Raw genomic sequence first — 13,352 nt, 5'->3', positions numbered from 1 at the left:
TTGTCTGGTCGCGATCGGTGCGCTCTAATTCCCCGTAACGAGACAGGAGTTGCGATGGGCGAAGGCGTCTTGAGATTTGACGTGCGACGAGTCGACGGCAGTACGGTCGACGCGTCCTCCGATGTGCTCGCCGTCGAGGAGCCGCTCGAGATACGCATTGCGGTTGACGGTGGGATCCCGACGACGGTCTCCCTGACAATGCGAACGCCGGGTGACGACGTCGATCTCGCGGCCGGCTATCTCTTCACCGAGGGTATCGTTCGCCGGCGCGAAGACATACTCGGCGTGCATCCCTGTTCGAGCGGCGCGATTCGCGTGGAGCTCGCGACAGGCAACATGAGCGATCTCTCGCGGCTCGACCGGCATTCGTTCACGAGCTCGAGCTGCGGAGCCTGCGGCAAACGATCGACCGCGGCGCTTCGGGCGACGCCAGTGTGGACACTGCGCACGGACGCGCCGACGGTCGACGTCGAGCTCGTGCGGCGACTCCCTGCACTGCTGCGCGAGGCCCAACGTCTCTTCGCGGCGACGGGCGGATTGCACGCCTCGGCGCTGTTCGATCTCGACGGACGGTTGACCATTCTCCGGGAGGACGTTGGGCGGCACAATGCGCTCGACAAGGTGATCGGCGCCGAGTTGCTGGCGGGCCGCCTTCCGGCTGATGAGCGCATACTCATCGTCAGCGGACGGGTGAGCTTCGAGCTGGTTCAGAAGGCGCTCATGGCGGGCATTCCGATCGTCGCGGCGATCGGCGCGCCGTCGAGTCTCGCGGTCGAGCTCGCGAGAGAGAGCGGGATGACGTTGCTGGGGTTCGTGCGCGCGGAACGGTTCAACGTCTATGCCGGCGAGGACCGCCTGGCGTGACAGGCAACGAGCTTCCCCCCGAAGAAGATCTCTCCAAGATCGATATCTCCGACCCCCCATCCGCGGCGGCGGGGATGACTGGCGTCGTCGCCAGCTTCCGCCACGCGCTCGGCGAGATGGGCGTGCGCCGGTCACTGCGCACGTTGACGGCACTCAACCAGAAAGACGGCTACGATTGCCAGTCGTGCGCGTGGCCCGATCCCGATGGTAGCCGTCACATCGCGGAATTTTGCGAGAATGGCGCGAAGGCGACGGCGTGGGAAGCGACGACACGTCGTGCGACGCCCGAGCTCTTTGCGCGCCACAGCATCAGCGAGCTGTCGGCGATGTCGGATCACGCGCTCGGCGAGCTTGGACGCCTCACGCATCCGATGCTGCTGCGGCGCGACGCGACGCATTACGAGCCGATCTCGTGGGACGATGCCTTCGCGCTCATCGCGTCCGAGCTCAACGCGCTGGCGTCGCCGGACGAGGCCGTATTCTACACATCCGGTCGGACGTCGAACGAGGCGGCGTTCTTGTATCAATTGTTCGTTAGGCAGTTCGGGACCAACAATCTTCCGGACTGCTCCAACATGTGTCATGAATCGAGCGGCACTGCGCTCACGGAAGCGATCGGCGTCGGCAAGGGGACGGTAACGCTGGAGGACTTCGCGCACGCGGAAGCAATCTTCATCGCGGGGCAGAATCCGGGAACGAACCATCCCCGAATGTTGTCGACGTTGCAGAAGGCCAAACGAAACGGCGCGACGATCGTCGGCATCAATCCGCTCGCCGAAACGGGATTGCGGCGATTCAAGCAGCCGCAGGAGCTGACGGGACTTCTCGGGCGCGGCACGGAGATCGCCGACTTTCTCCTGCGCGTTCGCGTCGGCGGCGACGTCGCTCTGTTTCAGGGAATCGCCAAAGCACTGCTCGAGCGCGATGCGCGCGGTGAAAAGTCGCTCGTCGGCGCTTTCATCGCGGCATGCACCGACGGTTTCGACGTGTATGCGCGCGCGCTGACGCGCCAGCCGTGGGACATGATCACATCGGCGAGCGGTGTGCCTTACGACGACATCGTGCGCGCCGCCGAGGTCTTTGCCAGGTCCGAGAGGACGATCACCTGCTGGGGAATGGGACTCACCCAGCATGTGAACGCCGTCGCGAACATTCAGGAGATCGTCAATCTCCACCTGCTGCGTGGACAGATCGGCAAGCTTGGCGCGGGCCTCTGTCCTGTGCGCGGTCACAGCAACGTGCAGGGCGATCGCACGGTCGGTATCTGGGAGCGTCCCCGCCCCGAGTTCCTCGACCGGCTCGGCGCAGTGTTCGGGTTTGTGCCGCCGCGGCATCACGGGTTCGACACCGTCGGAGCAATTCGTGCCATGCATGCGGGAAGCGCCAAGGTCTTCTTCGCGTTGGGCGGTAACTTCCTGCAAGCGACGCCCGACACGGAGTACGTCGCGGCCGCGCTGCGCCGCTGCCGCCTCACGGTCCACGTGTCGATCAAGCCCAATCGCGCGCACCTCGTTACCGGGGAGCAGGCGCTCATCCTTCCCTGCCTCGGCCGCTCCGAGCGCGACGTCCAGGCGCACGGCCCGCAATTCGTGACGACCGAGAACTCGATGGCGATCGTTCAGGCGTCGCGCGGTGTGCTCGAGCCGGCGTCGCCGCAACTTCTGAGCGAGCCCGCGATCGTCGCGCGCCTCGCACGGACGACGTTAGGCAGCCGCAGCGCGGTCGCGTGGGACGAGCTCGTCGGCGACTACGATCGCATTCGGGACGCGATCGAGCGGGTGATCCCGATCTTCGAGCACTACAACGAGCGGGCGCGCGTGCCGGGCGGCTTTCATCTGCCGAACGCCGCGCGCGATCGCGTCTTCCTGACGGCGACCGGCAAGGCGCGCTTCACAGTCCACGCTCTTCCCACGTTCCAGCTCGCGCCCGGCCAGCTGTTACTCACGACGGTGCGGGCGCACGATCAGTTCAATACCACCGTCTATGCCCCTAACGACCGATATCGCGGCGTACGCAACGGGCGACGCGTGATCTTTCTTCATCCCGACGACATGCGTGCACGTGAGCTCGCCGCCGAGGTGGCCGTCGACATCACGAGCCATCACGGCGGCGAGGAGCGCGTTGCGCGCAACTTTCGCGTCGTACCGTACGACGTCCCGCGCGGCTGCGCCGCGGCCTATTTCCCCGAGGCGAACGTCCTCGTACCGCACGACCACGTCGCCGTCGGCAGCAACACTCCCGCCTCCAAAGCAATCGTCATAACCGTTAGGCGGGCCGAGCGAGTCGTCAGGTCTTGAGCCATTCGGCGACGCCGCCGTGGCGCGAGCAGGCGCCGCGGCGAGTGGCCGCGCGCGAATACGTGCCGTCCTTGCACTTCGCCGTCGCGCCCGCTGCGTCGGTCGTCTTCGTGGCTTTGCTAGCCGCCTTCGATTCTGACTTCGCGACTTTGGCGTCGGTCTTTGCGACCTTGGTGTTCGCCTTCGACTCTGCTTTCGCGGCCTTCGCAGCGGCCTTGCCGACGCCGCCGTGGCCGGAGCACGCACCCTTACCGCTGGCGGTGGAAGTCGTGCCGTCCTTGCATGTCGTCGCCTGCGCCTGTAGGGCGAGTGGAGCGAGGGCGAATGCGCATGCAATGACCAACGCCCGAACGGAGAAATTTCGAAGCATAGGCGACCTCGGGAGAGAGTGAATTCCGGTTGACGCAATCGCGAACGGTCGCGATGCTCGTATGAGCAGACCGCGTGAAGCACTCGGCCGTCACGAAGCGGCGCGTGGGAGGAGAATGCTGAGGCAGGTCGGCCCGCCTTCCGCCTTGCGAAGCTCCGACAAATCGACGACGCGCACATCGAGTCCGCGGCTCTCGAGCAGATCCTTCGTGAGGGGGAATCCGGCCAGCGTGACGACGCGACCGTCGTCGTATAGCACACTGGCGCCCCACGCCTCGGCGGTCTCGATAGGCAGGATTTCCATTCCGGCGAACGGGGCGACGTCGAACCAGTCGGTGTTCGCGAGCAAGGCGTTTTCTCCGACGAAGGAGCATGCCGACTTGAGGTGTAGCGCCCCTGCGACCGACACCGGAACGACCTCGTACTCGTATGGGCCGAGTAGCCTTGCGAGTTGCTCGACAGCAGCGATGTTGGTGCGACGTGAAAGGCCGACGAAGAGTCGGCGGCCGGCGCGGAGCACGTCGCCGCCGTCGAGCGTGGCTGGCGGAGTGAGATGTTCTACGGGAAGATATCGGCCGAGTGCGTCCTCGACGGTTCGCGACTCGCCGACTCGACTCGCGGCTCCCATCGGCGCGAGTACTGCAAGTTCGTCGACGGCGATTGCCGCGTCCTCGACGAACACGGCGTCAGGTTGCTCGTCGAGCGCCGGCAGGCGAACTATTTGCCATCCGAGGCAGGTGAGGAGTGATTCATATTCGGTATGTTGCTCTCGCGCGCGGCCGAGATCGATCGGCTGGCGCGTAAGGTAGGTCAACTCGCAGCGCGGTAGACTGGAACTAACGGGGCGCGTTATGGCAATCCGCATAATCGGAGTATGGAAACCACAGTGACGTCAGAACGGCATCGCCATCACGATCGGTTCATGCAAGCGATCGCGATTTTCAAATTTCTGAAGACGATTCTCTTTGTCTTCGCTGCGCTCGGCGCGTTCGGGCTGATGCAGCAAGGAGTCGCCGACCGCGCACGTGAGTGGGGCTCGAACCTCGCGTTCACGACCGGACAGCACCTCGTGCGCAACTCGATCATGCTGATTACGGGGCTCAGCCGCCAGAAGATCGGCGCGTTGGGGCTCGTCGCGCTGTTCTACGCGGCGCTCTTCGGAACGGAAGGGGTCGGGCTCTGGCGCGAGAAGCGCTGGGCGGAGTATCTGACGGTCATCGCGACGGGATCACTCATTCCCTTCGAGATCTACGAGATCTTCCAGCGCCCGACAGTCATCAAGTTCGCGACGTTCGTCGTCAACGTCTTCGTCGTCATCTATCTCATCTATCGCATTCGACGCCCACGCGCACACGAAGCAGCACTGCCGGCAACGCCTAACGCGGTCACGGTGCCCCGGTCCCAGCCCCCGGAGCCGGAGAAATCGAGAGCTGGATGACGTCGTAGTACGTCTGGATCTTTCCTTCGTCGACGGCCTTGAGCACGTCCTGAATCGGCGAGAGCATCGTCGTCGAGCGTGGCCCTGGTATTCCCGTCGACGGATCGCGGAAGCCCATATAGTTGAAGACCGCACGAATGAATGTGCTCTTCGGATCGAGCGGCAGCGTCGCGACGTTCGCGAAGAAGTGTTTCCAGTCGTCGGCTTGCTGGAAGAGATACTGCTCGACATTGGACGTGTAGAATGCCGTGACCGTCGCATTGTGCTGCTTGAGGTACGCGCCGACGGCGCGGAGCGCCTTGTCGCCGGCAAAGTCGCCGACGATTGGGATGATGAGATTATTCAGCTCGAGCTCGCGCAACGCACGGTAATTCTCTTCCGTCGCGAGATAGCTCCGATGAGTGCCTAACGCGTCCGACTCCGACATCAGCTCGGCGTAACTCGGCATTCTGCGTCCAAAGAATCCCGCGCGTCCTTGCCGACCGGTCGAGAAGGAGTAATTGAGCTCGGGACCGGCGTCGAAGAATGCGTCGTAGATGTACGCGATCGACGCGAGGTCGTCGGGCGTGAGGGCGAAGTGATGGCGACCGGTGAGCTGGTCCTTGATCGCCGCGAGGTTCTTGCGATAGAGAATGCTGTCCGACGCCGCGGCGACAAATGCCTGCAGCAGCGCTGGCGCGCCGGTGGTATCGGTGAGTCCCGCCGGGCGAAGCCGCGAGAAAAGCAGCGAGAGGAAATCCGCGCGCGTCGGCGACACCTCGATCACCGCCTTGTACATCAGGTGCTCGATCATGTTCTGCCGGCGGATGTCGGTGATGATCGCGATCCGCGGCTTCAGCGCGACGATGTAGGTGAAATTCTGATCCGGTCCGACGCCCAGATAAACGCCACCGGCAGCATGAGCCTTTTGTAAATCCGGAATCACGTACTGAAAAGTCGTCTCGTTGGATACAAAATTGTCCGAGCGGAAATATCCGCCCGACTCCGAGAGCTCGCCGATCAATCGCCAGAAGTCGTCGTCGGACAACCGGCTCGGGAGTGATTGCGCGAGTGCGGGCGCGGCATACGTGAGCGATAGCGCCGCAAGAGCGGTGAGCTTCTGAATCGTACGCATGGGAGTAGTATGCACCGGCGTCCGCCTTCGGGAACAGGCTACACTGGTCGTCGCCATGGTCGAGTTCGCGCTGGACCTTGGTCCATTGCAGAACGCCCTGTCATCGTGACGAAGCGAAGGATCTAGGCTAGGCAGGAAAACCGAGATTCTTTCCCTTCGCCGCGGACTGGGGCCAGCGGGCGGTCACGACCTTGGCGCGCGTGTAGAACTTGACGCCTTCCATTCCATGCACGTGGGCGTCGCCGAAGAGTGAGTCTTTCCAGCCACCGAAGGAGTAGTACGCCATCGGCACGGGGATCGGGACGTTGATTCCGACCATCCCGACCTGAATCTCGCTCTGGAATCGGCGCGCGGCGCCGCCGTCGCTGGTGAAGATGGCGACGCCGTTCGCGTACGGGCTGTCGTTCACGAGCTCGACCGCCTCGTCGTAGCTCTTCGCGCGCACGACGGAGAGCACGGGTCCAAAGATCTCGTCCTTGTAGATCGACATGTCCGTGCGGACGTGATCGAAGAGGCATGGGCCGAGGAAAAAGCCACCGTCGTCGTTAGGCACGTCGCGCCCGTCGGCGACGAGCTTGGCCCCCGCGGCGACGCCTTCGTCGACGTAACGGCGAACGCGGTCGAGATGCTGTCTGGTGACGAGTGGGCCCATGTCGATGTTCGGGCGCATGCCGTCGCCGACGTGGATGTTGTGCATGCGATCGCGAATGAGCGGGACGAGCCGGTCGGCCGCCTCGCCGACGGCGACGAGCACGGAGATCGCCATGCATCGCTGTCCCGACGACCCGAACGCCGCGTTGACGGCCGAGTCGGCGGCGAGCTCGAGGTCGGCGTCGGGGAGGACGACCATGTGATTCTTGGCACCGCCTAACGCTTGCACGCGCTTGCCGTGACGTGTGCCGGTCTCGTAGATATGGCGTGCGACTGGGGTCGATCCAACGAAGCTCACCGCGGCGACGTCGGGATGCTCGAGCAATCGGTCGACGGCGACGCGGTCACCGTGGAGGACGTTGAACACCCCGTTAGGCAGACCTGCCTCCAGCCACAGCTCGGCGAGCTTGAGCGCGGGCGACGGGTCGCGCTCGGAGGGTTTGAGGATGAAGGTGTTCCCGGACGCGATGGCGATCGGGAACATCCACATCGGCACCATCACCGGGAAGTTGAACGGCGTGATCCCGGCGACGACGCCTAACGGCTGGCGCAGTGAGTAACTGTCGACGCCGGCCGAGACATTCTCGGAGAACTCGCCCTTGAGGAGCTGCGGGATGCCGCAGGCGAAGTCGACGACCTCGAGGCCGCGCTGGACTTCGCCGCGGGCGTCGGCGAGCACTTTGCCGTGCTCGCGAACGATGAGACGCGCGAGGTCCTCGGTATGCTGCCTAACCAGTTCACGGAAACTGAACAGGATCGTGGCGCGCTTGTTGAGGCCCGTGCGGCTCCAGCCTTCGAACGCGGCGAGCGCCGAGGCGACAGCCCGATCGACGTCGGCGGCGGTCGCGAACGGAACCTCGGCGGCGGCTTCGCCGGTCGCGGGGTTGTAGACGGTGCCGGCGCGGTCGGAGGAGCCGTGGTCGCGCTGGCCGGCGATCCAGTGGTCGAGACAGAGCATGCCGGACTATTCCGCGTGGAGCCCCGCTTGTCAACGCAGGCCGAATCCTGGTTTGGCCCGCCTACGGTCTCTGGACCAGGCCTCGGCGAATTGCGTCTAGCGCATGCGTCTTAGTTTGCGAGGCGTGCGAATTAAGTTGCGAGGGTTTTCGGGTGGACGCTCGCAAGCGCCGCCATTGCTTGGGCTTGAACTGGGCTCGAGCGAGGCAGTCGCATTTTAGGTTGCGAGGCACGCACAATGAATTGCATGAGTGCTTGTTAATGTCGCTGTCTAATGAGCGTAGGCCGCGACTCAAACGCTAATCGAACCCGTTGGAACTCGATCGTACACGAACTCGCGCCGGATGGGAGATCACAGTCGGACAGCTCACTGTGGCAGCCACACTCATCGCGCGCTTGATCACTGTGTACCTCCAGCTCACAGCTGCGGGATCGCTTGATCCAACTCTCTTCGGTCAGGCGGTGTTGAAGAGCGGCATTCTTATCCTCGTTCTCGTGTTATACCGACGATATGCCTGGCCTTCACTGCTCATGCTAGCTGTCTGGCCGATCGGGTTTCTCTATGCGTGGCTTGGACCTCCGCACGCCACACCACGTGTTCTCGCTTTCGGCTTGCTGGTAGGTCTCGGTTTCTTAGTCGGAGCCCGCGGCGTGCGTTCGCTGCGCCGTGTCCGCGCATTGGAGAGCTCACCCGCTGTCGCGGCCTAACGGGAGTTGCAGCAGACGAGCGCGTGTTAGTCGTTGTGTTGAACGCTCTTCAAGCGTTTCGTGTATGCGAGTCCGTCGCGCTAGTTTAGTAGAGTCGCTCGCAACTGAACTTGGCGTTAGACCGCTACACGCATCTATGAGTTGAATTGGTACGACCGCATGCCTGGTGAGTCTGGCCGCGCGCTGGACTGCCGCGCTCCACGGGTCGCTCGGGTGCGCACCACGAATCTTCCACGCAACCTCGATTCCGTCCACGTGACTTCTCGGGCCGCCATGATCCTCGAACGCGTTTGTATGCCGGGGTCGATCACCTCGCGCATATTTCGGTCATGCCTCCCGTCGTTCCCGATCCCGAGAAGATAAAGAGCTTCAAGACCGCCGCCGCCTTCGAGAAATGGATGGCGACGCGCCACGCCAGTGAATCGGAGATCTGGCTCAAGATTCACAAGAAGAGCTCTGGATTGCTGACCGTCGACTACGCCCAAGCCCTCGACGTTGCGCTCTGCTGGGGTTGGATCGACGGCATCAAGAAGTCGTTCGACGAGCAATCATTCCTGCAGCGCTTTACACCGCGGACCGCGAAGAGCATCTGGAGTCAGGTGAACCGCGAGCACGTCGCTCGCCTCATCGGCGCCGGGCGCATGATGCCCCACGGTCAGAAGCAGATCGACGCCGCCAAAGCGGATGGGCGATGGGACGCGGCCTACGCGCCAATCCGCGAGATCTCCAAGGAGACTATACCGAGTGATCTCCGCGCCGCCATCGAAGCCAACGCGCGCGCGCTGAAAACGTTCTCGACGCTCAGCAAGCAGAACCTGTTCGCGCTCACGTTTCGCACGAACAACATGAAGACGCCCGCGGGCCGCGCGAAAAAGATTGCAACGCTCGTGGCGATGCTCGCTCGCGGTGAGACGATCGTTCCGCAGAAGAAAGCGGCGGTGACCGATGCGGTGAAGAAGGCAGAAAGAGCACCCCGACGTCCGAACTAGCGAGGGCCGCAGCGATGCCGCGGCCCTTCCCTTTCGTCTGATCGCCGAGGTTCGAGGTCAAGCGGGCGAAGTTCCTCGGCGACCGTTGGGAGATCGCGAAGCTCGGCAGAGTGATCGAGAGGCCGAGTGCACGCTTCTCTGAGGCAGCGGTCTAACGAACGCTGCAACACGCGTTAGCAGGACGCCGTGGTCGTTTTGATGGGAGAATGTTCGGTGAGGATTTCACTGGCGGATGAGGCTCGCGCCGTGGCGCTGGTCACCCACGATGTTGAGGTGACCGTCGGCACAGGACAGCAGGAGGTGATCCGCCGTGAAGCATCGATGCGCCGGACGTTCTTTAACGAACCTGACGCCATCGACGTCGACTCGCGCGAGTACCTCCAGAAGGTGGCTGAGGAGATTCAGCAGTATTTTCATGATTGTTTCGTCGATATCACGTGGCCCGAGTGTCCGCTTCATCGTCGCCACCCGCTTTGGCTGCACCAGGGCAGCTGGACTTGCGAGCAAATGTCCGTGCGCGTGGCACGACTAGGTGAGCTTCGGACCGCACATGATTCAGCGGGCCGTTACCGAATCGTGGTGGATCGAGATCGTCCGGGCCTGACGCATAACGAACGCTGAAGCTGACAAAGGGGCTATTGAATACGCTCGCTGTGCGAGCGTTCTTATATGATCGTTTCCCCGGAGGCTCCGTGACGTCGCACCGATTGTCGGTGGTCGTTGGCGGTGCGCTTGCACTCGCAGCGCTATTTGCTGCCAGTCGGGCGTCAGCGAGACGGAGTCCGTCGACAGTTGCGTCCGTCACTGCCGATCGCTCGCTGGCATTTGTCGGTGCGACGGTGATTCCAATGACGGGGCCGCGGTTGCGCGATTCCCGTGACCCGGTGGTGTTGCCCCGACAAACAGTCCTGATTCGCTCTGGACGAATCGTGGCTGTTGGTCCGGTCGATTCAACCCTGGTTCCGGCCGACGCCATCCGAATCGACAGTCGCAGCTATTTCATCACTCCAGGACTTGTCGATGCGCACGTCCACTCACTTCGCCGGGAGTCGTCCGCCGACTTGCCGCTCTACCTGGCGAACGGAATCACGACCGTCCGCAACATGTATGGTGAGCCGTACCACGTGCGCTGGCGACAAGAGATCGCGACAGGCGCCCGGCTTGGTCCCAGGCTCGTCACGACGAGCGCGTTCGCCGACGGACTCACGACGCCAGAGCAGGCGCGCATTTTCGTGCGGCAGGCGCGTCTCGACGGCTATGATGCGGTCAAGGTTCATCTGCCCTTACAGCCATCGGTCTACGAGGCGATCACGGCCGCTGCGCGCGTCGAGAAGATTCCTGTGGTGGGTCACGCCCCAGGGCGCGGCCTCGGGGTCGCAGCGGCGGTGCGCGCAGGACAGCGCACCATCGAGCACGCCGAAAGCATCATGCAAGTGGAAACGAATGAGCAGGATCCGGCCGACGCCGACATTCCGCGCATCGTTTCCCAGCTTCGCGGCTCCGGCATCTGCGTCACACCAACGCTCGTGACCTTTGACCACGTGATCCGGATGACGGAGCAGTACCCGAAGCTACATGGGCTGTTGTCGCAACCGACAATGCAGTACGTACGTCCCGATCTCCGCAGCGAATGGGCGCCGACCCACAACGAGTACGTGATGCGGTGGCGTGGGCACGAGGCGGAGCTGCCAAACGCGCTTGCGAAGTTTCGTCGCCAGTACAGTTGGATGCGGCGCTTGGTCGGCGCGCTGGCCGCAGCCGATGTGCCGATCCTGGCCGGCACGGACGCCTCCGTCGCCACCGTCATTCCCGGCTTCTCGCTGCACGAAGAGTTGCGCTTGCTCGTGGAAGCCGGGCTATCACCTTATGGCGCTCTCCGCGCAGCATCGGCGGATGCTGCCTTCTGTTTTGGCCGGCCTGGCGAGTTTGGAGCAGTGCAAACCGGTATGTCGGCGGACCTCCTTCTGCTCAATCAAAATCCGCTCGTCGACATCGCGGCGGTGGCGCATCCGGTGGGTGTCGTTGTCGCCGGCCGCTGGCTACCATCCGACACCCTGAGTCGCATGCTCGCTCGATGAAGAGGCCGCGCACGCACCCCGGAGCAGCCAGCTAGGCGGCCGAGGCAAAACGCGGGCTACCGCAGAGCAAATGAATCCCAGCGAAAAGAACCAGCCCGACGCTGCCAACTCAGGTGTTTTCCGGCCACCTCTCGTCTATCTCGGCGCGCTGGTGCTCGGCCTTGTACTTCACTTGGTCTTTCCGATCACCGTCGTGAGAACCTTCGCGAACGCGCCGATCGGCCTGATCATCATTCTGGTGGCCGTTCTCCTATTTCTCGCGTCGGTGCGGACCTTTCGCGCGGCTGGTACTCCGGTGCCGGGCAATCGCCCGACGACCGCCATCGTTCGCAGCGGTCCGTACAGCTTCAGCCGAAATCCGATCTATCTGGCGTTCTCACTACTCCTTCTTGGCATATCGATTTGGATCCGCGCCGGCTGGCTGCTGGTAACGCTCGCGGCCGCAATCGGGATCATGAGCTTCGTCGTCATACCGAGGGAGGAACGGTATTTGGAAGCACGGTTCCCTGGCGACTACATGCCATACAAGGCCTCAGTTCGACGCTGGCTGTAGCATGGGACGTTACTCGTCGCGCAGACCGTACTTCGCCGCCGAGCGTTTGCGCGCCGCCAGTCGACGCTTGGACGGACGCCCCATGCGCGCAACCACGCGATTGACAAAGCTCCAATCGATCTTGTAAGACGCAAAGTCGTCGAGCGATCGCAGCACCACATCGAGCTCGTCGATCGTAATGCGGGCGGCGGAGAGCTCCTCGGTCAGCTCCCGATTCGAGCGATTGAGCAGCCCTCGTGACTTCTCGGTCGCCTCGGCGTGTACGCGAAGTGCCTGCGCATCCCGTCGCAACGTGGCGAGGCAGTTGCGAGGGTATTTCGCCTCGATTAGCATACTCAAATGTGGCGTGAGGGCGTCGGCGATCCGTTCCGCCGCGTCGGCGATCTCGGAGGTCGAGGCGTTCTTGTGCGGCACCTTGAGCGTGAGCTCGAGCGCGGGATATACGCGGCTGAGCTTCCGTCCCCGTCGCGACAGCGGCAGCAGCTGTTCCTCTCGCAGCTTGTCTTTCGTCAGGCGCCTTCCCTGGCGCAGTACCCGGGGCTCCGCCTTGGCGGCTCGGTTCTCGTTGGCCAGTTTCTTGACACGGTCGTTATGCTCGAGAATCTCGTCCTTGAGATGCAACACTCGCGCATTCGTGAACGTAATACCCCGAAGGTATCTCGCGATGTCCGAGAGAGTCGTGATTTGACGTTCGACGCGCTCTTTCATGGGAATACCCAGGCGTGGCTGGAGCGTGGGCGATGAAGAGGGATGACTGGTGGTGCGTGAAGGACCGTGCGTGATTCGTCGAGTACGGCGCGTGTGAAGTGAGTGAACGAGTGTGTTGCTCTGAAGTCGGTACGTGTCAGGCTGAAGCAGATTCGTGTGCGACGATGGAAGGCACGTTGCGTGATGAGGACTCGTCGTGCGCAAACGAGTTAGGCGCCGGCTGGCGGGAGCGAGCAAGGTGGTTGGTGAGGCATCGGGCGTGGTAGCAGCGGTGACGGTGGTGCGTCACGAGGGACCTCAGCGTAGGCTCGAAGGGCCGAGCGTCGATAACATGTGCACAGCGTCGGCGCCGGTGCAAGAGGCGTTGTCTCCCGGAGACGGTGGGTGAGTTAGGGTGTGCGGTGCCTCCGAGAAGATGTGCCGTGAGTCCCGAACGAGGGGCAGTGGGTGTCGTTAGGAGGGCGCCGCGTCTTCACGCGAAGATCCTGCGTGTCGGCGTTTGGTCGCACCGTGATGCCATGTGTCAGGCGGCTGCTTCGCGAAGGTCCGCGCGTGAGACTCCGCGTTCCGTCCGTGAGCCCAGGTGCTCGGCGCGTGATGGCGCGAAACAGGAGCGTGACGAGCCA

12 protein-coding genes are annotated in these 13,352 nt (G+C 63.3%); 7 read left to right on the top strand and 5 right to left on the bottom strand.

The features are described from left to right. Positions 1–54: 54 nt before the first annotated feature. A complete protein-coding gene (gene fdhD / locus VGH98_06485; GenBank protein ID HEY2375606.1) occupies positions 55–864 on the top strand; it encodes a formate dehydrogenase accessory sulfurtransferase FdhD in 810 nt (269 codons plus the stop codon). Then, a complete protein-coding gene (locus VGH98_06480) occupies positions 861–3,161 on the top strand; it encodes an FdhF/YdeP family oxidoreductase (GenBank protein HEY2375605.1) in 2,301 nt (766 codons plus the stop codon). The genes fdhD and VGH98_06480 overlap by 4 nt, the downstream gene beginning before the upstream one ends. Here the strand turns inward: VGH98_06480 and VGH98_06475 are convergent. Further along, positions 3,151–3,531: a DUF3761 domain-containing protein gene (locus tag VGH98_06475; protein ID HEY2375604.1), complete on the bottom strand. Its 381-nt coding sequence runs from the start codon at positions 3,529–3,531 to the stop codon at positions 3,151–3,153. The two genes, VGH98_06480 and VGH98_06475, sit on opposite strands and share 11 nt — an antisense overlap. A gap of 90 nt (positions 3,532–3,621) precedes the next feature. Then, positions 3,622–4,344 carry a hypothetical protein gene (locus tag VGH98_06470; protein ID HEY2375603.1) on the bottom strand — a complete coding sequence of 241 codons (723 nt, stop codon included), beginning with the start codon at positions 4,342–4,344 and terminating at the stop codon, positions 3,622–3,624. 72 nt (positions 4,345–4,416) lie between these two features. On the opposite strand from VGH98_06470, the gene VGH98_06465 reads away from it, so the two are divergent. Beyond that, positions 4,417–4,968, top strand: a complete 552-nt coding sequence (locus tag VGH98_06465) for a DUF2127 domain-containing protein (protein ID HEY2375602.1) — start codon at positions 4,417–4,419, stop codon at positions 4,966–4,968. Here VGH98_06465 and VGH98_06460 read toward each other — a convergent pair. Continuing rightward, positions 4,916–6,097 (bottom strand): hypothetical protein, encoded by a 1,182-nt coding sequence (locus tag VGH98_06460; GenBank protein ID HEY2375601.1) that lies wholly within the window; start codon positions 6,095–6,097, stop codon positions 4,916–4,918. The two genes, VGH98_06465 and VGH98_06460, sit on opposite strands and share 53 nt — an antisense overlap. A 112-nt stretch (positions 6,098–6,209) precedes the next feature. After that, positions 6,210–7,691: a CoA-acylating methylmalonate-semialdehyde dehydrogenase gene (locus tag VGH98_06455; GenBank protein HEY2375600.1), complete on the bottom strand. Its 1,482-nt coding sequence runs from the start codon at positions 7,689–7,691 to the stop codon at positions 6,210–6,212. Positions 7,692–8,727: 1,036 nt separating this feature from the next. Here VGH98_06455 and VGH98_06450 point away from each other — a divergent pair. The 4 genes from VGH98_06450 to VGH98_06435 all read left to right on the top strand — a co-directional run bounded on the left by VGH98_06450 (position 8,728) and on the right by VGH98_06435 (position 12,018). Beyond that, complete coding sequence (locus VGH98_06450) at positions 8,728–9,387, top strand: YdeI/OmpD-associated family protein (protein ID HEY2375599.1); 660 nt, start codon at positions 8,728–8,730, stop codon at positions 9,385–9,387. Positions 9,388–9,573: 186 nt separating this feature from the next. Then, on the top strand, positions 9,574–10,008 hold the full coding sequence (locus VGH98_06445) for a hypothetical protein (protein ID HEY2375598.1): 435 nt from the start codon (positions 9,574–9,576) through the stop codon (positions 10,006–10,008). A 71-nt stretch (positions 10,009–10,079) separates the two neighbouring features. Then, positions 10,080–11,465, top strand: coding sequence for an amidohydrolase family protein (locus tag VGH98_06440; GenBank protein ID HEY2375597.1), 1,386 nt, complete (start codon positions 10,080–10,082; stop codon positions 11,463–11,465). A 70-nt stretch (positions 11,466–11,535) separates the two neighbouring features. After that, positions 11,536–12,018: an isoprenylcysteine carboxylmethyltransferase family protein gene (locus VGH98_06435; GenBank protein ID HEY2375596.1), complete on the top strand. Its 483-nt coding sequence runs from the start codon at positions 11,536–11,538 to the stop codon at positions 12,016–12,018. A gap of 9 nt (positions 12,019–12,027) precedes the next feature. Here the strand turns inward: VGH98_06435 and VGH98_06430 are convergent, their stop codons facing one another. Beyond that, positions 12,028–12,726 carry a hypothetical protein gene (locus VGH98_06430; GenBank protein ID HEY2375595.1) on the bottom strand — a complete coding sequence of 233 codons (699 nt, stop codon included), beginning with the start codon at positions 12,724–12,726 and terminating at the stop codon, positions 12,028–12,030. Between the last annotated feature and the right edge of the window lie 626 nt (positions 12,727–13,352).

This window comes from Gemmatimonadaceae bacterium (assembly GCA_036496605.1).
Classification (GTDB): Bacteria; Gemmatimonadota; Gemmatimonadetes; order Gemmatimonadales; family Gemmatimonadaceae; genus AG2.
The sequence above is the reverse complement of the archived record's forward strand: the minus strand, read 5'-3'. Positions and strand labels throughout refer to the sequence as shown.